The following is a 22,031-nucleotide window of genomic DNA, read 5'->3' on the forward strand; positions in this document are numbered from 1 at the left end:
TCCGAGTGAACAATGCTCGCAGTGACGTCGGTATCCAGTATTAGAACGTTTCCCAGTTACCGTTTTCCGTATTGGTTTGACGGGGGAGGGCAAGTGAGGTCTGAGCTTTTGCGGCCAGAGCGTTTGGCCGAATAGGGGCTGAATGAGCGCTTGACAAATGGTTGGATAACTTAAATGTCGCAACTGTACGGGTGAGCAATGCAGCTTGCTCTTCTAGCGATGCTGCAGCGGCACTGGCTTCTTGAACGAGCGAAGCATTTTGCTGTGTTACGCTGTCCATTTCAGAGATCGCCTGACCGACCTGAGTAATTCCTCGACTTTGTTCGTCAGACGCAGAAGCAATCTCACCCATGATGTCGGTGACGTTAGTGACGGCATCGACGATCTCTTTCATGGTTTGACCTGCGTTATCAACCAGAACAGAACCACTGTTGACTAGGTTGACGGACTCAGAAATCAGCGTTTCTATTTCTTTTGCGGCTTGCGCACTGCGTTGTGCGAGGCTGCGAACTTCACTGGCGACGACGGCAAAACCGCGCCCCTGCTCTCCCGCTCTGGCTGCTTCGACCGCCGCATTTAGTGCGAGAATATTTGTTTGGAAAGCAATACTGTTGATAACGCTGGTAATCTCAGATATTTTCTTTGAGCTACCTGAAATACTGTTCATCGTGTTAACAACGTTTGCAACGATCTCACCACCTTGCTTGGCCTTTCCTGAGGCATTTGCCGCGAGTTGGCTCGCATGGTGCGCATTTTCTGAGTTTTGTTTCACGGTTGCGGTTAATTGCTCCATGCTTGCCGCGGTTTGTTCCAGTGCTGCGGCTTGCTGTTCAGTTCGTGAAGAAAGATCAGTATTACCAGATGAGATTTCCGTCGAACCTTGATAAATAGAGTCCGCGCTTTCTCTAACGGTAGTAACAGTCGTAACCAAAGAAGACTGCATCTGTTGAACGTTGTTGGCTAGTGTGCCAATTTCATTTCTACCATAACGGTCTGATATTTGAGTTAAATCGCCCTGCGCAATACGCTGAATTCTCGTAACTAGCTGATTCATTGGTTTGATGAGAATGCTTCTCAGAAGGAAGAACGTTAGGAGCGTTAAAAGGGTCGCCAGAGCAAAGCTGCCGCCCATCAGTGAATACCCGAGTAGCGCGTTTTTATGCGCAATTTCGTTTAATTCTTTCGCTCTTTGCGTGCGGTAAGCGACAGCCTCTAACAAATATTTGTTATAGGCCAAATCCAAAACCCGGGTTTCTTCAGATTCGAGGGTGATAACCTCTTCAAACAACCCTTGTTTTGCTGCAGTGAGCATCAACATAAGGCCTTGATTGACATAAGCATCATAGGATTTGCGCAAATCGCTGTCCAACGCCATATCCTGCTGTGTTTTAACAGGACGCTCTTCATAGACAATGAATGCTTTTTTTGACTGTTCCAGCCGCTGTTCAGCTTGCTTCAGGTTGTCATTGAAGACCTGAGAGTCGCCAATACGTGCCGCCGCCGCCGCCTGGATTAGCAACAGGCGCGCTGTACGAAGATGGTTGGAGCTGTTTGAGATCCCCATTCGGGTATCGATTTCTTGTGTAACGTCGTCTAATGACTGATTGCTGCTTTGTAGAAAGTAGCTGGATGTGCCGATAGATGCTGCAAATAACAGCATGATACCACCCAGAATAATAACGAATAAGGGAACTAGCCGTAAATTGCTCAGCATGCTGGTTTCGGCGTGCTGCTCAGACTTTGAAGTTATTTTCATATCCATTCGCTCATTCTCAGGAATTTATGATTTACCATGCCACTAGTGGTGGCATTAGCGTTTAGGTTCTAGTGTCTACATTAATGACAATCCATTAGCTAAACAACCAATGTAAAAGATAATCGGCATATATTGAGAAACCTTAATTAAATTCGGTGCGATCCTGATCACGTTTTTAACTCTTTAAAAAGAAAAGAGAAAGACGTGATGAGAAATCATACAGAATGATAATAAAAAATAAAGAGCCTGCTTCCTAACTTTATTTGTGTAAGATTCAACGTTACTATAGCGGATTTATCTTCGGAGGAATTCTTCTTGGAAAAGCGCAAGCATTTTTTTTCTGATAAGAAAGTTGTTTTTTTTATCGCCACATTATGCTGTTTGCTCTGGGGAAGTGCTTATCCAGCAATTAAAAATGGCTATGAGCTGTTTCACATTGCAGATAAGGATATTCCTGGAAAACTCGTTTTTGCAGGCTATCGGTTCGCATTCGCTGGGCTGTTGCTTTTGGTACTTGCTGTATTAAGCGGGCGCTCCATCGGGCGCTTTCAACGTGGACAGTTTGTTCAGTTGACTACCCTGGGAATATTCCAGACATCGTTGCAGTATGTTTTTTTTTATATTGGCCTGGCTTATACCACCGGTGTTAAAGGTTCGATCATGAATGCAACCAGTACTTTTTTCAGCGTACTGTTGGCTCATTATCTATACCAAAATGATAAATTAAATATCAATAAACTAATTGGTTGTATATTGGGTTTCGTCGGGGTGATGGTCGTTAATGTCAACAGTAACGGAATGGACATTGGTTTTACGCTGTTAGGCGATGGATTTGTTGTTATTGCCGCATTTGTTTTGTCTGCATCTACTATATATGGAAAGCGTATATCACAAACAATGGATCCAACGGTGATGACAGGTTATCAACTGGCTATTGGCGGGGTTATTCTAACCATATCAGGATACTATACCGGCGGGACACTCACCATACCTAATTGGAAAGCCGTGCTGATACTTGGCTATCTTATTTTACTCTCTTCAGTCGCTTTTTCATTATGGAGCCAATTGCTGAAATATAATCGGGTCGGTATGGTCGCGCCATTTAATTTCCTTATCCCTGTTTCTGGTACGCTGTTGTCAGCATTGTTTCTTAATGAAAGCATTCTGGAGTGGAAATATTTCTTTGCACTTGTCCTCGTATGCTCAGGCATTTGGCTAGTTAACCGAATTGTGAAAAGCGATCGGAAAACGCCTCAGTGATCCAACTCATTTATCGTCCTGAAGGCACTGTTTGTAGCGTGATGTTTGAGCTTGCTGAAACCGTGAACCTCTTCATGCTGCAGTGCTTGCACTCAATCACAGAAAATTACTAATTTATTTAATATCAATATATTAACTCTTTACCTACCTTTTAGCTGTTAGACCGATATGCTTTATTGCCGTTGAATTGTGTTCTGGCAGAGATAGATAAATGTTGCTCCATAACATGAAGTTAAGATTTTTTTTTGGTAGAAAGTGTAAGTTTTTCGTGAAAGGTATAAACTTACATAACGGTACATGTTTTTAGTGTAATAGATTTTTTTATATCTATCATTTAGATAGCAGTCAAATTGTTTTTTTTTATTATTTTTAATTTTCTTTTTTTGTAACGTTTAGTGCGTATTTTTGGTGTAAAAATAAGCACTGGAGTGATCTGACCAGACAGGACTTGGCTCATAATGCTTTCATTTGTGTGATGTACATCACATAATGGCCAAAATCATTCTTCAGTCGCGTTGTGTGTGCTACGGATTAGGCGGTACAGTTGTGCTGTTTTAGGATTAATCCTATGCTTTAGTTAAAGCAAGTCTTCAGGATGGGACTAAAAAGCAACGGATGAACGGATTCGCAGCGTGATGCGTAAAGTTGGCAAGTAATGATTGCCCGAATAAGAAATGATAAAGCAGTAACTTGCAGTATCTGGCACCGATAATTTTTTATGCCATCAATGGAGAGTGATTTTCGAACTGGGCGATATGGTCTATCACCTAACTTATGTTTTAAACATAGCCTGTCGGGATGGGAAATATGGGTACCTCTGAATTACTCAAACACATTTATGACATTAATCTGTCTTATTTGTTACTGGCGCAACGCTTAATTAATGATGAAAAAGCTTCTGCGATGTTTCGCTTGGGAATCAATGACGAAATGGCAGATATCTTGATGCAACTGACTTTACCACAGATGGTGAAATTGGCAGAAACTAACCAGCTGATATGCCATTTCCGTTTTAACGATCACAATACAATCAAAGTCTTGACTCAGGAGTCACGTGTGGATGATTTGCAGCAAATCCATACGGGGATTTTGTTGTCGAGTAACTTATTACAACAGTTGACTTCGAAAGAAGAAAACTTGCCTAAGAAAAGGGCATAAGTAATGGCGGAGAAAAGTATTGTTCAGGAGGCGAAAGACATCCAATTGGCAATGGAGCTCATTTCGCTTGGTGCTCGTTTACAGATGCTGGAAAGTGAAACTCAGTTAAGTCGTGGACGTTTGATTAAGCTGTACAAAGAACTTAGAGGAAGTCCGCCGCCAAAGGGAATGTTACCTTTTTCAACGGATTGGTTTATGACTTGGGAACAAAATATTCATTCATCAATGTTCTACAACGCTTACAGCTTTTTAATCAAGAATGGGCAGTGTAGCGGTGTCGAAGCGGTTATTAAATCTTATCGGCTTTACCTAGAACAGTGTGCGCCGCAAAGCGATTCTCCTCTATTGGCATTGACGCGAGCCTGGACATTAGTTCGGTTTGTTGACAGCGGCATGCTGCAACTGTCGTCATGCAATTGCTGTAAAGGAATGTTCATTACTCACGCTCATCAACCTAAAAACAGTTTTGTCTGTAGTTTGTGCCAACCCCCTTCCAGAGCGGTAAAAAGGCGTAAACTTTCGCAAAATCTTGCCGATATAATACCTCAACTGCTGGATGAACAGGTAAAACACGCAGTCTGAGCTTGTAGCGATTTGTGAATCTATCACTGTTGGTTGTGAAAGCGGTGATAGATTTCTTCCTCTAGAACGTCCTGGCTACGGCTCTGCTGTTTTATCTCACTTTCCGCCCACCTTTTTTATTATAAGGATTTCTTGTGCTGGTTATATTGGGTTATATCGTAATTGTGGCCTCGATACTCGGCGGTTATCTCATGGTCGGTGGGGCCTTGGGGGCGCTTTATCAACCTTCGGAGCTGCTGATTATCGGCGGTGCAGCGGTAGGTGCTTTCATCGTTGGCAATAATGGTAAGGCGATAAAGGCAACACTTCGAGCGTTACCTCTTTTAGTCAAAAGCTCTAAGTACAATAAAGCATTGTATATGGATCTCATGGCCTTGCTCTTCCGATTGATGGCCAAATCTCGCCAGCAAGGTATGCTTTCCTTGGAATTTGATATTGATAATCCTCGCGAAAGTGAAATTTTCTCAAGCTATCCCAATATTCTTGCCGACAACAACGTGGTCGAATTTATCACCGACTATTTGCGATTGATGGTCAGCGGTAATATGAACGCGTTTGAGATTGAAACTCTGATGGATGAAGAGATTGAAACGATTGAACATGAAAGTGAAGTCCCTGCATCCAGTTTGACGATGATGGGTGATGGCCTCCCTGCATTTGGTATCGTCGCTGCCGTTATGGGGGTGGTTCACTCATTGGCATACGTTGACCGTCCTGCCGCTGAGTTAGGGATGATGATCGCTCACGCCATGGTGGGTACTTTCCTGGGTATTCTGCTTGCTTACGGTTTTGTCTCTCCATTAGCCGCCTTACTGCGCCAGAAAAACGCAGAAAAAATCAAAGTATTACAGTGCATTAAAGTCACTTTACTATCGAGCCTTAATGGTTATGCTCCGCAAATTGCCGTTGAATTTGGACGTAAAACATTGTACTCAACGGAGCGTCCTTCCTTTACCGAATTGGAAGAGCACATTCGTCGCGTGAAATCGCCGACCCAGCCAGCGTCGGACAGTAACGCATGAAACATCAGCATCCCATTATTCGCAAAAAGCGTAAGTCTGGGCATGGAGGGCACCATGGTGGCTCTTGGAAGATTGCCTACGCTGACTTTATGACAGCAATGATGGCTTTGTTTCTGGTTATGTGGCTTATCGCCATTTCTACGCCAATGCAGTTGGCCCAAATTGCGGAGTATTTTCGTACTCCACTAAAGGTTGCGTTAACTTCAGGCTCTAAATCAAGCGATAGTTCCAGCCCAATTCCTGGTGGGGGGAATGATCCTACTCAGCAAGATGGTGAAGTGAAAAAGGCCATCAAAACGGATAATGTGGAAAAGAAGCTGGATGAGGTTCGACTCAATAGGCTGCGGGAACGCTTGGATCAGTTAATTGAAGCCGATCCTCGATTACGTGCTCTTCGCCCACATCTGTTAATTGAAATGATTGATGAAGGCTTACGCATCCAAATCATCGATAGTCAAAATCGTCCCATGTTTAAAACTGGGAGCGCGCAGGTTGAGCCTTATATGCGAGATATCCTGCGTGCGATAGCCCCTATCCTGAACGATTTCCCTAATAAGCTGAGTATTTCAGGCCATACTGATGATGTTCAGTATACGACAGGGGAACGTGGTTATAGTAACTGGGAATTATCCGCAGATCGTGCGAATGCATCACGTCGGGAGCTTATTTTTGGGGGGTTGTCTGATGGAAAAGTTTTGCGCGTTGTGGGTATGGCTGCGACAATGAGCCTCAAACAGGCGGCTGGCGGAAATGATGCGATTAACAGGCGCATCAGTTTGCTGGTATTGAGCAGACAAGCTCAAAAAGATATTGAAGAAGAAAATGCAGAAAGCTCTGCTGTAAACATAGACAAGGTGGAAAATTTACAAAATATGGAGTTGGATAAGCCTAAACCTACCACTCCGGCTGCCGAAAATAGTGATAACAACAATACGAGTGGAAGTGGTGGGGCATTACCACAACCAACCAATGGAGTTCCTGCTCCAGAGCGTCAGCAGCCAACGACAGCGTTGCCTGCTGCGCCCGATAGCCAGGCAACGCCTTCTCAATAAGCCGCGATTCACAGCAGAGGTGACCACGTGAGCATGGACATGAGTGCTTTCTATCAAACGTTCTTTGATGAAGCAGATGAATTACTGGCAGATATGGAACAACACTTATTGTTGTTGGATCCGTCAGAACCCGACACCGAGCAATTAAATGCGATTTTCCGTGCAGCCCACTCTATAAAAGGTGGAGCTGGCACATTTGGTTTTAAAGTATTACAGGAAACTACGCACCTTTTAGAGAATTTACTCGATGGGGCAAGACGCGGCGAAATGCGCCTTAGCACTGATATCATCAACCTGTTTCTGGAAACAAAAGACATTATGCAGGATCAGTTGGACGCTTATAAAACCGCACAGGAACCCAATGCTGAAAGCTTTGAGTATATCTGTCAGGCCTTGCGCCAGCTTGCTCTGGAGTCTAAGGCCGATGGTGACGCAGCCCAGTCTGATGCGTCGGCTGCAACGCAGCACTCTGCTAGTCCAGCATCTAATGGTAAAGGTGAAATGCGTATTGCATTAACTGGCCTGAAGCCTCAGGAAATACCTCAGATGCTGGAAGAGCTTGGTAATCTGGGGACGGTTAAAGATCCGCACCAGACTGATACTAGCGTAGAAGTGACATTAGTTACGTCTGAAAGCGAAGACGATATTAGTGCGGTACTGTGTTTTGTTCTTGAGCCTGAGCAAATCAGCTTCAAGTCTGCCGTCGCTAGCCAACCTGCCGTCGCTGAAGTCGTAGAAACATTGGCTGTTGTTGAAGCACCGGCAGCCGTGATCGCGCCAGTGGCTTCGTCCGCCCCTGTTGTTACAAAACCGCAATCTGCACCGGAAAATGGAAAAAATAAAGCAAAAACCGGTGATACCAGTATTCGTGTAGCGGTTGAGAAAGTTGACCAGCTTATCAACCTCGTTGGTGAGTTAGTGATTACGCAGTCTATGCTGGCACAGCGCTCAAGCGAACTCGACCCTGTGGCACATGGCGACCTGCTTAACAGTATGGGGCAGTTGGAACGCAACGCCCGCGATCTGCAAGAATCGGTCATGTCCATCCGTATGATGCCGATGGAATATGTCTTCAGCCGTTTCCCTCGTTTGGTTCGTGACTTGGCTGCCAAATTGGATAAACAAGTTGAGCTAACGTTGATGGGGAGTTCGACTGAGCTGGATAAGAGTTTGATTGAACGTATTATCGATCCTCTGACGCATCTGGTGCGTAATAGCCTCGATCACGGTATCGAATCCCCAGATAAACGTGTTGCTGTAGGCAAGGCTGCTGTGGGTAATCTGACGCTTTCCGCAGAACATCAGGGCGGTAACATTTGTATTGAAGTTATCGACGATGGCGCAGGACTTAACCGCGAGAGAATTCTGGCTAAAGCCTTGTCTCAAGGATTGGCGGTGAGTGACGCGATGTCTGATGAAGAAGTGGGGATGTTGATCTTTGCACCAGGTTTCTCTACCGCGGAGAAAGTCACGGACGTTTCTGGACGAGGCGTTGGTATGGATGTGGTGAAGCGGAATATTCAGGAAATGGGCGGCCATGTTGAAATTCATTTTCAGGCTGGAAAAGGCACGACGATCAGAATACTGCTGCCATTAACGCTAGCCATCCTTGATGGCATGTCCGTTAAAGTTAACAAAGAAGTCTTTATTCTGCCGCTTAACGCCGTAATGGAATCTCTGCAACCGCAGTCGGAAGACTTGTATCCTCTAGCAGGTGGAGAGCGGGTGTTGCAAGTTCGTGGCGAATATTTACCTCTCGTTGAGTTGTTCCATATCTTTGATGTTGATGGTGCTAAAACGGATGCTACTCAGGGTATTGTTGTTATCCTGCAAAGTGCAGGTCGGCGCTATGCGTTGTTGGTCGATCAGTTGATCGGACAGCATCAGGTTGTCGTTAAAAACCTGGAGAGTAATTATCGCAAGGTACCAGGCGTTTCAGCCGCTACCATCCTTGGTGATGGCAGCGTTGCGCTGATTGTGGATGTTTCAGCGTTGCAAGCGCTTAATCGTGAAAAGCGTGTGGTTGAAACTGCTGCTTAATAAAACAGATCGTTAATAAAGGGTGGAAAACATGACTGGACTTGCAAGCGTCACGAAATTAACTGGCGAAACAGTAGGACAGGAATTCCTGATTTTTACGCTGGGTGACGAAGAGTACGGCGTTGATATCTTAAAAGTACAAGAAATTCGCGGTTATGACCAGGTAACGCGCATTGCCAACACACCTTCCTTCATTAAAGGTGTTACCAATCTACGCGGTGTTATTGTACCGATAGTTGACTTACGTGTTAAATTCGCCAAGCAGGATGTTGAGTACGATGATAACACGGTTGTTATTGTTCTGAATCTTGGTCAGCGCGTTGTTGGCATTGTCGTGGATGGTGTTTCTGATGTGCTGTCATTGACTGCTGACCAAATTCGACCTGCGCCAGAATTTGCTGTAACGCTGTCAACGGAGTACCTGACTGGTTTGGGTTCTCTGGGTGAGAGAATGCTGATTCTGGTTGATATCGAAAAACTGTTGAGCAGCGAAGAAATGGCGCTGGTTGATAGCGTATTGAAAGTCTAATCCATGGCCTTCAGGGGCTACGAAAGTGGCCCCGAAAACCTTCCTTAGCCGTATCCTTGCCTGTTCAGAAATTCGTAAAGATATCCAAAATAATGCCGATATGATCGGTGGTTGGTCTACTCAAAAGGCGTTATATGTTTAACCGTATAAAAGTTGTCACAGGTTTGATGCTTGTACTGGTGTTGTTTGGGGCTCTTCAGCTTATTTCTGGTGGTTTATTCTTTAGTGCATTAAAAAATGATAAGGATATCTTCAGTTCAACGCAGGTGATTAACCAGAAGCGTTCAGAGCTCGATTCTGCATGGTCATATTTATTACAGACTCGCAATACACTTAACCGCGCGGGCACGCGTTTTGCACTAGATGTAAGTGGTACGGGAGCTGGTGTGGGTGGGAAAGAGCTTTTGGCTTCGGCACAAAAGCAACTGTCCGTAGCAAACGATTTTTTCTCCCGCTATGAAAAAGTGCCACAAGACGCTCGTCAGGATGAAAGTATCGCTCGGGGAGTAAAAGAGAATTATGTTGCTCTGAATGGCGCGTTAACCGAGTTAATTCAGTACCTGAATGCTGGGGAATTTAAAAAATTTATTGAGCAACCGACACAGCGTTTTCAGGACAACTTTGAAAAAGCGTATTATGCCTATAAAGCCGAAAGCGATAAACTTTATCAGGCTGGCATAGCTAAAAATGATGAGGCTTACGACTCGGCGCTTTGGATTCTTGGTTTCATTATTGTACTGGTTTTTGCGTTAGCCCTGATCTCATGGATTGGTATTCAACAGCTATTAATAAGGCCGCTAAATAATATTGTTGAACACATTCGCCATATTGCGAAAGGTGATTTGACAAAAACGACTCACTTTCACAGCAGCAATGAAATGGGGATTCTGGCTGACAGTATCCGCCATATGCAAAGTGAGTTTGTTTCAACGGTTAGTGCGGTTCGCCAAGGTGCTGATGCTATCTATACGGGAGCAACAGAAATTAGTGCTGGAAATAATGATCTTTCTTCCCGCACTGAGCAGCAGGCTGCCTCACTAGAAGAAACAGCCGCAAGTATGGAGCAGCTGACTGCAACAGTTAAGCAGAATGCGGAAAATGCGCGTCAGGCCAGTCAGTTAGCACTGAGTGCTTCAGAGACGGCGCAGAAGGGCGGCAAGGTCGTCGATAATGTCGTCAAAACCATGCACAATATTGCTGGAAGTTCTCAAAAAATTGCCGATATTACTAGTGTGATTGATGGTATTGCTTTCCAAACCAATATTCTTGCGCTGAATGCAGCGGTTGAAGCAGCCAGAGCAGGAGAGCAAGGGCGTGGGTTTGCGGTTGTTGCAGGCGAAGTTCGCAATCTGGCACAGCGTAGCGCTCAGGCTGCGAAAGAAATTAAAAGTCTGATTGAAGATTCTGTCAGCCGGGTTGATGAAGGCTCTGTACTCGTTGAAAGTGCGGGGGAGACGATGGGGGAAATCGTCAGTGCCGTCACTCGTGTAACGGATATCATGGGCGAAATTGCCTCAGCTTCCGATGAGCAAAGTAAGGGTATCGATCAGGTTGGTCAGGCTGTGACTGAAATGGATCGTGTAACGCAACAAAACGCCTCTTTGGTTGAAGAGTCTGCCGCTGCTGCGGTTGCTCTGGAAGAGCAAGTTAAAGTGTTAAATCAAGCGGTTGCTGTATTCCGTCTGTCTAGTGATGCTGATTCGTTTAGAAGGGCGGCGCCAGTGACGACGGGTCAAAAGCCTGTATTGCTGGCACCATCAGCAAATGGCGGTAAGAAAGCTAAGGAAGGTTCATCCAATGATAATTGGGAAACCTTCTGATAAAAACCGCCGTATAGGCTATAAATAACCAAGCTGTAGGGCGCGTTACTGAGCCAATCCCCAGCCGCTTATGTATAAGGTGGCTGGGCGATTGTTTGCTCGCCATAATTTAAAAATGAACATGCGAGTAATTTGTCACTGAGTGTCTGGGGGTTATAAGCGATATAGCACTTGGTGCTTTGAAGCAGGGTAATTCATGGTATTGTTCAATCTGTAACTTATGTTACGGGTATGATGGGTGAGATTGACTTTGGTATTAATGCCAAAGAATAAAGCAGGTAGCACAGCTGTGATGAGAGGGACAACACCACCCGGCAGCATGTGTCTTTGGTAGAACTCCCGCTGATAAGTGAGCCAGCTTTCAGAACTTACGGGCGATATTACCAATACAGTGTCAGTTTTAATCGTGAATCGATGAACAATTGACGAATGACAATAAAACCTGCGTTAGCTGTGAAGGAAAGTTCAGATTGAAAAAAACTATAGCAAAAAAACAATATTCGAGCGGTTTGATATGAAAAGTACACCATCGCAAAATCGCCCTGAATCTGCTTCTATTCTGACGCAGATGGTTGACAGGTTGCCATTGTCGGACACTCACTTCCGGCGAATCAGCCAATTAATATATCAGCGTGCTGGCATTGTCTTGGCCGATCATAAACGTGAAATGGTTTATAACCGTTTGGTTAGACGCCTCCGTTTACTTGGAATCAATGATTTCGGGCAGTATTTAGCGCTACTTGAGTCAGACCCTAATAGCGCGGAATGGCAAGCTTTTGTTAATGCGTTAACGACTAACCTAACGGCGTTTTTCCGTGAAGCCCACCATTTTCCTATATTGGCTGAGCATGCCAGAAAGCGTCCTAATGGTTATACTATCTGGAGTACGGCGGCTTCTACGGGGGAAGAACCTTACTCATTGGCGATGACGCTTGCTGAGGTTCTTGGCAATAAAGCGAGTGGATGTCAGGTGTGGGCCAGTGATATTGATACCCAAGTGTTAGAAAAGGCAACGACTGGCATCTATCGCCAGGAAGAGTTGCGTTCTCTTTCTCCACAACAGCTACAGCGGTTTTTTTTACGCGGTACCGGCCCGCATAGCGGTTTAGTTCGTGTTCGCCCCGAGCTGGCGTCTATGGTGCATTTCCAACAACTAAATCTGCTTGCACCCGACTGGTCGGTTCCCGCGCCATTCGATGCTATTTTTTGTCGCAATGTAATGATTTATTTCGATAAAGAAACTCAAGAGCGTATTCTTCGTCGATTTGTCCCGATGCTTAAACCGGGTGGGTTGTTATTTGCTGGGCATTCAGAGAATTTCAGCCAGATCAGCCGCGAATTCTATTTGCGTGGGCAAACTGTATATGGGCTGGCTAAGGAAAGATAATGAGCAAGATAAGAGTATTATGCGTTGATGATTCTGCCTTAATGCGTCAGATCATGACTGAAATAATTAATAGTCATCCTGATATGGAAGTTGTCGCGACCGCGCCAGATCCGTTAGTTGCTCGTGATTTAATTAAAAAGTTCAATCCCCAGGTATTAACGCTGGACGTTGAAATGCCGCGAATGGATGGGCTGGATTTTCTTGAAAAGCTTATGCGTTTGCGCCCGATGCCTGTTGTCATGGTGTCGTCGCTAACGGGAAAAGGTTCAGAAATTACGCTTCGCGCTTTGGAACTCGGTGCGATTGATTTCGTCACCAAACCGCAGTTAGGTATCCGCGAGGGAATGCTTGCCTACAGTGAACTGATTGCGGAAAAAATTCGCATGGCAGCGAAGGCACGCCTGCCGCAACGTAGTGCAGCGGCAGAGCCGACAAAAATTATTCAGCATATGCCATTGCTCAGTAGTGAGAAATTGATCGCGATTGGGGCATCGACGGGAGGAACGGAAGCGATACGGCATGTATTACAGCCCCTGCCGCCGACAAGCCCTGCGTTATTAATTACACAACATATGCCACCGGGCTTTACAAAGTCTTTCGCCGAGCGTTTGAACAAGTTATGTCAGATTACGGTGAAAGAAGCAGAGGACGGGGAACGTGTCCTTCCTGGGCATGCATATATAGCGCCGGGGGCTCGTCATCTTGAACTAGCCCGTAGTGGGGCAAACTATCAAGTACGTTTAAATGATGGACCGCCAGTTAATCGGCATCGTCCATCAGTTGATGTGTTATTCCGTTCGGTTGCACAATACGCTGGGCGAAATGCCGTAGGCGTAATCCTTACGGGAATGGGAAATGACGGGGCAGCTGGCATGTTGGAACTCCATCAGGCTGGTGCTTATACTCTGGCTCAAAATGAAGCAAGTTGTGTGGTTTTCGGGATGCCACGTGAAGCAATAGCGATGGGTGGCGTCGATGAAGTGGTGGATTTGCACCAGGTGAGCCAGCGAATGTTGGCACAAATCTCTGCCGGACAGGCATTACGTATATAAGCAGCTCTCGGTGAGCAATAAATATTTTAGGAGTAGGTATGGCCGATAAAGAACTCAGATTTCTGGTAGTGGATGATTTTTCGACAATGCGCCGAATTGTCCGTAACCTGCTTAAGGAACTGGGCTTTAATAATGTAGAAGAGGCAGAGGATGGCGCAGATGCACTGAATAAACTTCGCTCCGGTGCTTTTGATTTCGTCATTTCTGACTGGAATATGCCCAATATGGATGGACTGGAGCTATTGCAGACTATTCGTGCTGACGGTGCGCTTTCCAGCCTTCCTGTTCTGATGGTAACGGCGGAAGCGAAGAAAGAGAATATTATCGCTGCAGCACAAGCGGGTGCTAGCGGCTATGTAGTTAAACCATTTACTGCAGCTACCCTTGAAGAAAAACTGAGTAAAATTTTCGAAAAACTGGGTATGTAAGGGGATCTTATGACGCCACATATGCCGTCCGTGAACGACACTGCTTCAGCAACTGAGATCATTTCGCGTATCGGTCAATTGACCCGTATGCTGCGCGACAGTTTGAAAGAGTTGGGTCTGGATAATGCGATAGCAGAAGCAGCAGAGGCTATTCCTGATGCCCGCGATCGTCTTGACTATGTTGTCCAAATGACTGCGCAAGCGGCGGAGCGTGCTCTGAGCTGCGTAGAAGCTGCACAGCCACGTCAGAACCAACTAGAAGCTGATGCTAAATCTCTGAAAGTTCGTTGGGATGAATGGTTTGAAAACCCAATCGAATTGGCTGATGCACGTGAATTAGTGACGGATACGCGTAGCTATCTTGAAGACGTACCACAGCATACCTCATTTACCAACGCCCAACTGTTGGAAATTATGATGGCGCAAGATTTCCAGGATCTTACCGGTCAGGTAATCAAGCGTATGATGGACGTTGTTCAGGAAATTGAAAAACAACTGCTGATGGTGTTGCTGGAAAATATTCCAGAAAAACCAGATGCATCTAAGCGTGCAAATGATGGTCTTCTGAATGGACCTCAATTGGATAAAGGTGCAGCAGGTATCGTCGCTAACCAGGATCAAGTTGATGACCTTCTGGATAGCCTTGGCTTCTAATAAACCTTACTTCAAAAAAAGGCGCTATCATCTTTTTTGAAAAAGGCTACGAACACTATCGCTCATGCTATTTATGGCTAGATATTATGGCCATAAATAGCTAAATTCGGTTTTTCCCACCCTTTTGTCCTTACTATGCGTTAAAGAAGCGTTGGTTTTTCTCGTTGTTCCAGCCATAAAACTTTCCCGTATTTGTCATGCTAGGCAGCAAATTCCTATCCTAAAAGCTGTAACAGGAACGCCAACGTGGCTGAAGATAGCGATCTAGAAAAAACAGAAGCCCCCACTCCCCAAAAGGAGGAAAAGGCGCGAGAAGAAGGCCAGATTCCGCGATCTCGAGAGTTGACTTCTGTTCTGATGATGGTCGCAGGATTGGCTATTTTGTGGGCAGGTGGCGATGCCATGTCTGGCCGATTGGCCAGGATTGTCTCGCAGTCGCTAAATTTTGATTACGCGACGATTGGCGATGATACTCAGATGCTACGTCATGTTGGTTCACTACTGCGTCAGGCAGCATCTGCGCTGGTGCCGATTATGCTTGGAGCTGTATTGGTTGCGCTGTCTGCGCCGATGCTGTTGGGCGGAGTATTATTTAGTACCAAATCATTAAAGGTTGATTTTAAAAAGTTAGATCCTATTTCTGGGTTGAAACGGTTATTTTCCGCCCAATCACTGGCTGAACTCTTCAAGGCAATATTGAAATCAGTCATGGTCGGGATTATTAGTGCTTTGTTCTTGATTCATAACTGGCCGAAGATATTGCATCTGGTATCCGAAGCGCCGATTGCGGCGATGGGGGATGCGCTGGAACTCGCTGTGATGTGTGGTTTCCTTATCATTATGGGACTCATTCCCATGGTCGCTTTTGATGTATTTTGGCAAGTTTGGAGTCATATTAAAAAATTACGGATGACGAAGCAGGAAATTCGTGATGAGCATAAACAGAGCGAAGGTGACCCCCACGTTAAAGGCCGTATTCGTCAGCAACAAAGAGCAATGGCTCAACGTAGGATGATGGCTGATGTCCCCAAGGCTGATGTTATCGTCACTAACCCGACGCATTATGCGGTAGCATTACGCTATGATGAGAAGAAGATGAATGCGCCAAAAGTGTTGGCTAAAGGGGCTGGCGACACCGCCTTACGCATCCGTGAATTGGGGACAGAACATCGCGTCCCTATTTTAGAAGCACCACCATTGGCTCGAGCACTATTTCGTCATTCAGAGGTCGGGCAGCACATTCCGGCCACGCTGTATGCTGCCGTTGCAGAAGTCTTAGCCTGGGTTTATCAACTGAAACGCTGGAAGCGGGAAGGTGGATTAATTCCTAGAAAACCGAAACATTTGCCAGTGCCGGATGCACTGGATTTTGCTAAAGAGAATACTACTGATGGCTAATTTGGCCTCTTTGCTTCGTTTGCCGAGTAATATGAAGGGTGCCCAATGGCAGATATTAGCCGGACCAATACTGATCCTGCTGATACTTTCCATGATGGTACTGCCTCTGCCGCCATTCATCTTGGATCTGCTATTTACCTTCAACATTGCACTATCAATCATGGTATTGCTGGTTGCAATGTTTACGCAGCGGACGCTGGAGTTTGCTGCATTTCCTACGATTTTGCTGTTTTCTACCTTATTGCGGCTTTCGCTCAACGTCGCTTCTACCCGTATTATTTTGCTGGAGGGGCATACGGGGACGGCCGCCGCAGGTAAAGTTGTTGAAGCATTTGGCCACTTCCTGGTAGGTGGAAATTTCGCCATTGGTATTGTGGTTTTTATCATTCTTGTCTTAATCAACTTCATGGTTATCACCAAAGGTGCTGGACGTATTGCTGAAGTTGGTGCCCGTTTTGTGTTGGATGGTATGCCTGGTAAACAGATGGCGATTGATGCCGATCTTAATGCTGGCATAATTGGTGAAGAAGAGGCAAAAAGGCGCCGTACTGAAGTCACTCAGGAGTCAGATTTCTACGGTTCAATGGACGGTGCGAGCAAGTTCGTGCGCGGTGATGCTATCGCCGGGTTGATTATCATGGTCATCAACATTGTTGGTGGATTGATCGTCGGTGTTGTGCAACACAATATGCCAGTAGGGCAGGCGGCGGAAAGTTACACGCTGCTTACCATCGGTGATGGTTTGGTTGCTCAGATCCCTGCACTGATTATTTCTACCGCGGCAGGCGTGATTGTTACTCGCGTAAGTACCGATCAGGATGTTGGTCAGCAGATGGTTACCCAACTGTTCAATAACCCACGAGTAATGGTGCTAAGTGCAGCGGTTATTGGACTTATTGGGCTGGTTCCTGGAATGCCTAACTTTGTCTTTCTGTTATTCACAGCCTCTTTGTTAGGGCTTGCTTGGTGGATGCGTGGTGAACAGCAAAAAGAACCTGTCATGCAGCCTATACCAGCATCAATGGAGAAACATCAGATTATTGAAGCCAGCTGGTCTGACGTACAGCTTGAAGATCCGCTGGGTATGGAAGTTGGCTACCGATTGATCCCAATGGTTGATGCGCAGCAAGATGGTGAACTGTTGGGCAGGATTCGTAGTATTAGGAAGAAATTTGCTCAGGAAATGGGATACTTGCCGCCAGTAGTTCATATCCGAGATAATTTGGAACTTCAGCCTGCCAGCTATCGCATATTGATGAAGGGTGTTGAGGTCGGTAGCGGTGAGGCTCACCCCGGTCGTTGGATGGCGATCAATCCAGGTAATGCGGTTGGCTCTTTATCTGGAGATATCACGCAGGATCCTGCATTTGGGTTGCCAGCAGTCTGGATTGATAATGCTCTAAGAGATCAAGCTCAAGCTCAAGGATTCACGGTTGTAGAAGCAAGTACGGTGGTGGCAACGCATTTGAACCACTTAATTGCATTACATGCCAGTGAGCTGTTTGGACGGCAGGAAGCTCAGCAACTGATGGATCGCGTTGCGCAGGAAATGCCAAAACTGACAGAAGATTTTATTCCGGGCGTAGTAACGCTAACTACCTTGCATAAGGTCTTGCAAAATCTGCTTAGTGAAAGGGTTTCGATTAGGGACATGCGTACCATCATGGAGACATTAGCTGAACATGCGCCAGTGCAGCCAGATCCTTATGAGCTTACCACGGTAGTTAGAGTTGCTTTGGGGCGAGCTATTACTCAACAGTGGTTCCCTGGTGACAGTGAACTTCAGGTTATTGGTTTGGAAGGGTCATTAGAACGCCTTCTGTTACAGGCACTTCAAGGTGGCGGAGGTCTCGAACCAGGGCTTGCAGATCGTCTGCTTGAACAGGCCAAACAAGCTCTACAGCGGCAGGAAATGTTAGGTGCTCCGCCAGTCTTGCTTGTGAACCATGCTTTACGCGCTTTACTCGCCCGATTCTTGCATCGTAGCCTGCCAAACATGGCAGTACTTTCTAATTTGGAAATCAGCGATCATCGCCAGATCCGCATGACATCGGTTATTGGGGAAGCTCCGAAATGAGAACGTTGATACGCTTTATGGCAGTAGTTGTGCTGACGCTTCCATTTTGTGCCATTGCGACGTCAGGTAGTTGGAACGGAAGCCAGCCTGGAATAAAGCTTGATTACCGCGGTGAAATGGTTACGACATCGCCTTTTTCTCCTAACATTGCTGTTAAGCCAGATGAAACCATTACGACAATATATTGGCGGCATCTCATTGATTCCACTATACCTTCGGGGCTTGTCGTTAAACTCTGTTCACAGTTGCCTCAGCGCTGTGTTGATTTGGGTGGAAGTGGCGATGGGCAAACTCAGGCGTTCGAAGGGTTAGCTGCTAGTAATGAGTTTCGTTTTGTCTACTACATTGAAGGGAAGGGGCGTATGAATAATACGTTCAGCGTTCGTACGATCGATATTGCAGTAAACTACAAGTAGTTTGTTTAAATAAGTAGGTAGCTATTTTAAACAATGAGAAAGTCTCTGCTGAAAACGCAGAGACTTTTAGAACGTAATTTTTCTGCCACCCACTGTAACACCTTTCGACTGACCATCAGGACCATACAGCCCTTGACCATGACGAGGCTTCAGTATATTGATGGCTTCATTCGTGTACGCAATATGCCGACTGAGCAGAAGGCCATTATGCTTATTCTGATTATTTAAACGTCTGGTTAACTCTTGAACCTGCTGCCAGTAAGCAGACAGTTTCTCAATCCCCTCATAAGGTGCCTGCAACTTAAGAGCAGATTCAGCGTCATGACGACGAGTTTCTAAATGCTGCATGGTTGCCAGCAAAGACGTTTTCTTTTCTGTCACCTGTTGTAGAGCGATGCTATTAATATGCCCTGCGCAGAGCAGCGTTTGTTCTTCAGACATAACCGAATCGAGTTCATGCAGATTACTCAGCAGTTGATTCAGAATCGATTGCAGATTTTCCATAAGTATTAATTACCTGCTAAAAAATCTTGTGTTTCTTTAAGCAACGCATCCGCGATTTTTCCAGCATCAATTTTAAGTGAGCCATCACGAATTGCCTGCTTCAAGGTTTCTACGCGGTTCATGTCTATATCTTGCGTACCCGGTTGCATCAATTTTGCCTGCGCATCGCTCAGTTTTACCTGTGTTGCGCTAACTTCAGACTGAGTCTCAGCCTGTTTACGTTTGGTTTTAGCGACATCACCAGATTCGCGTTGCTGAACTTGACTGACCGGCTTCAGTGACTGGGTGCGATCAATACTCATAATACATCCCTCTAATTTGAGGATAAGTGGTTAATCATCAATGTGTTACAAAATACACATCACATTGGTGTTCAATTTTAAAACGTCGTCAGTAATGACTCTATAACTATCATCGGCAAACGTGAGCAAATCTTTAATTAATTACTGTGAGATCAGAATAATCCCATCTTCGTTTGTGATTCCGCTGACTATTTGTCCATTTGCCGTTCTGACTCTGACAGCTTGTCCGGCTGCCGCGTTGTTCATGGCCTTTCCCTCGCCATTAATTGTGAAGCCTTCCCCTTGGGCGATAATCTGCACTGACTGACCTGATTTTACGACCCAGGCACGTCTGATCATCGACGCAGTAATAACCTGACCTGGTGTGAGATCGCGTAAAAGGACGGCACCCTGTGCGCCTTGTAACGTCAGTATAGGGCGCAGCGGTAATAAATCGAGCCTGCCTTTTGTCAAACGAATGTCTTTTTCCGTCAGTGTGGTTCCACGATTTATAAGCCGAGCACTGGTGATATAACTCCCTGTTACCTGAACTTCGGTTTGAATGAAGCGACGCTGTTGCCCGCAACGTATGGACAGGCTCACATTACCCCACATTTTCGTATTCCCGGGCAGCGTGATTTGGGGCGCTTCGCACTGTGGCCATTGCGATTCTGGTGATTTTACCACAACGTTTACGGTATTCGTGCTTCCCTGAAAGCGTGAGGCAAAAAATTGATTGATCTGTGCAGGAAGGTTGTTCGCATTGACTGGGGCACAAAGGGTGAAAAAACAGGAAGCCGCGAGATAGAGGTAATAATGTATTGTTTTCATTCCTGTTCGGCTCTCCTGATTCAGATTATATCGGGCATTAAGTGTAACGATGTCAGCGTGAGGTTAAGGCAATAAATAGCGCTGCATTTGGTGTCTATTCGTTCGATGGCATAGCCACCATGAGAATTATCCTACTCACTCCAAATTCTAACTTGCGGAGGGAGCATGCTTGATAAATTAGACGCCTCGTTGCGGTTTCAGCAGGAAGCGTTGAACTTGCGTGCCCAGCGGCAGGAAATCCTGGCCGCGAATATTGCTAATGCGGATACGCCAGGCTATCAGGCCAGGGATATCGATTTTGCCAGCCAGCTCAGTAAAACGATGGAGCAAGGGCGGGTGAACGGTACGGGTATCGCGCTGAAAACCACATCTATACGGCATATACCGGCACAGAATTTTCAGCCGCCAGAACTTGATTTGCTTTATCGCGTACCCGATCAGCCTGCGTTGGATGGCAATACGGTCGATATGGACCGCGAACGCACTAATTTTGCCGATAATAGCCTGAAATATCAATCCAGCCTGACCGTTCTGGGCGGACAGATTAAAGGCATGATGTCAGTCTTGCAGTCAGGTTCGTGATCGTAGCGCGATAAGAAGGTAAAGATTCATGTCGTTATTAAATATATTCGAAATTTCAGGCTCAGCGCTTTCTGCGCAATCTCAGCGTCTGAATGTGAGCGCCAGTAACCTGGCTAACGCAGACAGCGTGACGGGCCCTGATGGCGAGCCTTATCGCGCCAAGCAAGTTGTATTCGAAGTGAATGCCGCTCCGGGGCAGTCTACGGGTGGCGTACGCGTTTCCAATGTTATTGAAGATCCATCACCTGCTCGTCTGGTTTACGAACCGGGCAATCCTCTGGCTGATGGGCAGGGATACGTTCGCATGCCGAATGTTGACCCAGTGGCTGAGATGGTAAACACCATTTCTGCATCGCGCAGTTATCAGGCAAACGTCGAAGTTTTGAATACAACAAAATCGATGATGCTGAAGACGTTAACGATCGGGCAATAATCGGGAGACGAAATAATGTCTGTAACAACAAATGATACTTCCTCGGCGGCGAGAACACAGAATACATCCAATACATCTCTGTCGTCGTCGATAGAAAAGAACAGCAGCGCTGACCTACAAAATCAGTTTCTGACACTTCTGGTTGCACAGTTGAAGAACCAGGATCCGACGAATCCGATGAGTAATGACCAGTTGGTAAGCCAGCTTGCTCAGCTTAATACGGTTAGTGGTATTGAGAAGTTAAATACCACATTGGGTTCTATCTCCGGTCAGATCAATAACAACCAGTCTATGCAGGCAACAACGCTGATTGGCCACAGTGTCATGATCCCTGGAAAAGACATTCTTGTTGGTAAAGAAACCAGCACCCCCTTTGGTGTGGAACTGGAAAAAGCCGCAGAAGCTGTCACTGTCACCGTTAATGATGCGACGGGTAAAGCCGTTCGTACAATCGAACTGGGGACGCTTTCCGCTGGTGTTCACTCATTCAATTGGGATAGCAAGCTTTCTGATGGCACGGTTGCACCTGATGGGGCTTATACCTTCACTGTTGCTGCTAGCACGGGTGGCGTACAGCAGGTTGTTCAACCATTGAGTTATGCGGTTGTAAATAGTGTTATTCGCGCTGATGGCGGTGCATTACTGGATTTAGGACTACGCGGCAGAGCCACCATGGACGATGTCCGGCAGATTCTGTAACGGTGTAAATTTCATGTTATTCCAGTGAAATTCACTATCTGGAATATGACTTAATCAATTCTCTGGAGAG

General features: G+C 45.9%; 22 protein-coding genes. 18 read left to right on the top strand and 4 right to left on the bottom strand.

Features of this window, described 5'->3' with window-relative positions; translation table 11 throughout:
- Positions 1–40 precede the first annotated feature (40 nt).
- Positions 41–1,762 carry a Tar ligand binding domain-containing protein gene (locus JFY74_08090; GenBank protein QQG29973.1) on the bottom strand — a complete coding sequence of 574 codons (1,722 nt, stop codon included), beginning with the start codon at positions 1,760–1,762 and terminating at the stop codon, positions 41–43.
- Positions 1,763–2,071: 309 nt separating this feature from the next.
- Here JFY74_08090 and JFY74_08095 point away from each other — a divergent pair, with 309 nt between their 5' ends.
- From JFY74_08095 to JFY74_08165, 15 genes are all read left to right on the top strand, one after another.
- A complete protein-coding gene (locus JFY74_08095) occupies positions 2,072–3,016 on the top strand; it encodes a DMT family transporter (protein QQG29974.1) in 945 nt (314 codons plus the stop codon).
- Between the two features lie 807 nt (positions 3,017–3,823).
- On the top strand, positions 3,824–4,174 hold the full coding sequence (gene flhD, locus JFY74_08100; GenBank protein ID QQG29975.1) for a flagellar transcriptional regulator FlhD: 351 nt from the start codon (positions 3,824–3,826) through the stop codon (positions 4,172–4,174).
- A gap of 3 nt (positions 4,175–4,177) precedes the next feature.
- Entirely contained in the window at positions 4,178–4,756 is a 579-nt protein-coding gene (gene flhC, locus JFY74_08105) for a flagellar transcriptional regulator FlhC (protein QQG29976.1), read from the top strand.
- Positions 4,757–4,890: 134 nt separating this feature from the next.
- Positions 4,891–5,778: a flagellar motor stator protein MotA gene (gene motA, locus JFY74_08110; GenBank protein QQG29977.1), complete on the top strand. Its 888-nt coding sequence runs from the start codon at positions 4,891–4,893 to the stop codon at positions 5,776–5,778.
- Positions 5,775–6,830, top strand: a complete 1,056-nt coding sequence (motB, locus tag JFY74_08115) for a flagellar motor protein MotB (GenBank protein ID QQG29978.1) — start codon at positions 5,775–5,777, stop codon at positions 6,828–6,830. The genes motA and motB overlap by 4 nt, the downstream gene beginning before the upstream one ends.
- A gap of 39 nt (positions 6,831–6,869) precedes the next feature.
- Positions 6,870–8,870, top strand: coding sequence for a chemotaxis protein CheA (gene cheA / locus JFY74_08120; protein QQG29979.1), 2,001 nt, complete (start codon positions 6,870–6,872; stop codon positions 8,868–8,870).
- Positions 8,871–8,901: 31 nt separating this feature from the next.
- On the top strand, positions 8,902–9,399 hold the full coding sequence (cheW, locus tag JFY74_08125; GenBank protein QQG29980.1) for a chemotaxis protein CheW: 498 nt from the start codon (positions 8,902–8,904) through the stop codon (positions 9,397–9,399).
- A gap of 134 nt (positions 9,400–9,533) precedes the next feature.
- Complete coding sequence (locus JFY74_08130) at positions 9,534–11,219, top strand: Tar ligand binding domain-containing protein (GenBank protein ID QQG29981.1); 1,686 nt, start codon at positions 9,534–9,536, stop codon at positions 11,217–11,219.
- Between the two features lie 514 nt (positions 11,220–11,733).
- Entirely contained in the window at positions 11,734–12,606 is an 873-nt protein-coding gene (cheR, locus tag JFY74_08135) for a protein-glutamate O-methyltransferase CheR (protein ID QQG29982.1), read from the top strand.
- Entirely contained in the window at positions 12,606–13,658 is a 1,053-nt protein-coding gene (locus tag JFY74_08140) for a chemotaxis response regulator protein-glutamate methylesterase (GenBank protein ID QQG29983.1), read from the top strand. The genes cheR and JFY74_08140 overlap by 1 nt, the downstream gene beginning before the upstream one ends.
- Before the next feature lie 38 nt (positions 13,659–13,696).
- Positions 13,697–14,086: a chemotaxis response regulator CheY gene (gene cheY, locus JFY74_08145; GenBank protein QQG29984.1), complete on the top strand. Its 390-nt coding sequence runs from the start codon at positions 13,697–13,699 to the stop codon at positions 14,084–14,086.
- Positions 14,087–14,095: 9 nt separating this feature from the next.
- Positions 14,096–14,740, top strand: a complete 645-nt coding sequence (gene cheZ, locus JFY74_08150; protein QQG29985.1) for a protein phosphatase CheZ — start codon at positions 14,096–14,098, stop codon at positions 14,738–14,740.
- A 246-nt stretch (positions 14,741–14,986) separates the two neighbouring features.
- On the top strand, positions 14,987–16,138 hold the full coding sequence (flhB, locus tag JFY74_08155) for a flagellar type III secretion system protein FlhB (GenBank protein QQG29986.1): 1,152 nt from the start codon (positions 14,987–14,989) through the stop codon (positions 16,136–16,138).
- A complete protein-coding gene (gene flhA / locus JFY74_08160; GenBank protein QQG29987.1) occupies positions 16,131–18,215 on the top strand; it encodes a flagellar biosynthesis protein FlhA in 2,085 nt (694 codons plus the stop codon). Before flhB ends, flhA begins: the two co-directional genes overlap by 8 nt.
- A complete protein-coding gene (locus JFY74_08165) occupies positions 18,212–18,631 on the top strand; it encodes a flagellar protein FlhE (protein QQG29988.1) in 420 nt (139 codons plus the stop codon). Before flhA ends, JFY74_08165 begins: the two co-directional genes overlap by 4 nt.
- Before the next feature lie 66 nt (positions 18,632–18,697).
- Here JFY74_08165 and flgN read toward each other — a convergent pair whose 3' ends face one another.
- The 3 genes from flgN to flgA form a co-directional block, all read right to left on the bottom strand.
- Positions 18,698–19,135, bottom strand: coding sequence for a flagellar export chaperone FlgN (gene flgN, locus JFY74_08170; protein QQG29989.1), 438 nt, complete (start codon positions 19,133–19,135; stop codon positions 18,698–18,700).
- A 5-nt stretch (positions 19,136–19,140) separates the two neighbouring features.
- Positions 19,141–19,437: an anti-sigma-28 factor FlgM gene (gene flgM / locus JFY74_08175; GenBank protein QQG29990.1), complete on the bottom strand. Its 297-nt coding sequence runs from the start codon at positions 19,435–19,437 to the stop codon at positions 19,141–19,143.
- 141 nt (positions 19,438–19,578) lie between these two features.
- Complete coding sequence (flgA, locus tag JFY74_08180) at positions 19,579–20,247, bottom strand: flagellar basal body P-ring formation protein FlgA (GenBank protein QQG29991.1); 669 nt, start codon at positions 20,245–20,247, stop codon at positions 19,579–19,581.
- 165 nt (positions 20,248–20,412) lie between these two features.
- On the opposite strand from flgA, the gene flgB reads away from it, so the two are divergent.
- Genes flgB through flgD form a run of 3 tightly spaced genes read left to right on the top strand, consistent with a single transcriptional unit; the run spans position 20,413 to position 21,961 of the window.
- Positions 20,413–20,829: a flagellar basal body rod protein FlgB gene (gene flgB / locus JFY74_08185; GenBank protein ID QQG29992.1), complete on the top strand. Its 417-nt coding sequence runs from the start codon at positions 20,413–20,415 to the stop codon at positions 20,827–20,829.
- 28 nt (positions 20,830–20,857) lie between these two features.
- Positions 20,858–21,262 (top strand): flagellar basal body rod protein FlgC, encoded by a 405-nt coding sequence (gene flgC / locus JFY74_08190; protein ID QQG29993.1) that lies wholly within the window; start codon positions 20,858–20,860, stop codon positions 21,260–21,262.
- A 15-nt stretch (positions 21,263–21,277) separates the two neighbouring features.
- Positions 21,278–21,961 carry a flagellar hook assembly protein FlgD gene (gene flgD, locus JFY74_08195; GenBank protein QQG29994.1) on the top strand — a complete coding sequence of 228 codons (684 nt, stop codon included), beginning with the start codon at positions 21,278–21,280 and terminating at the stop codon, positions 21,959–21,961.
- Positions 21,962–22,031: the final 70 nt, after the last annotated feature.

Origin of the sequence: Pectobacterium carotovorum (assembly GCA_016415585.1) — a bacterium.
GTDB lineage: Bacteria > Pseudomonadota > Gammaproteobacteria > Enterobacterales > Enterobacteriaceae > Pectobacterium > Pectobacterium carotovorum_K.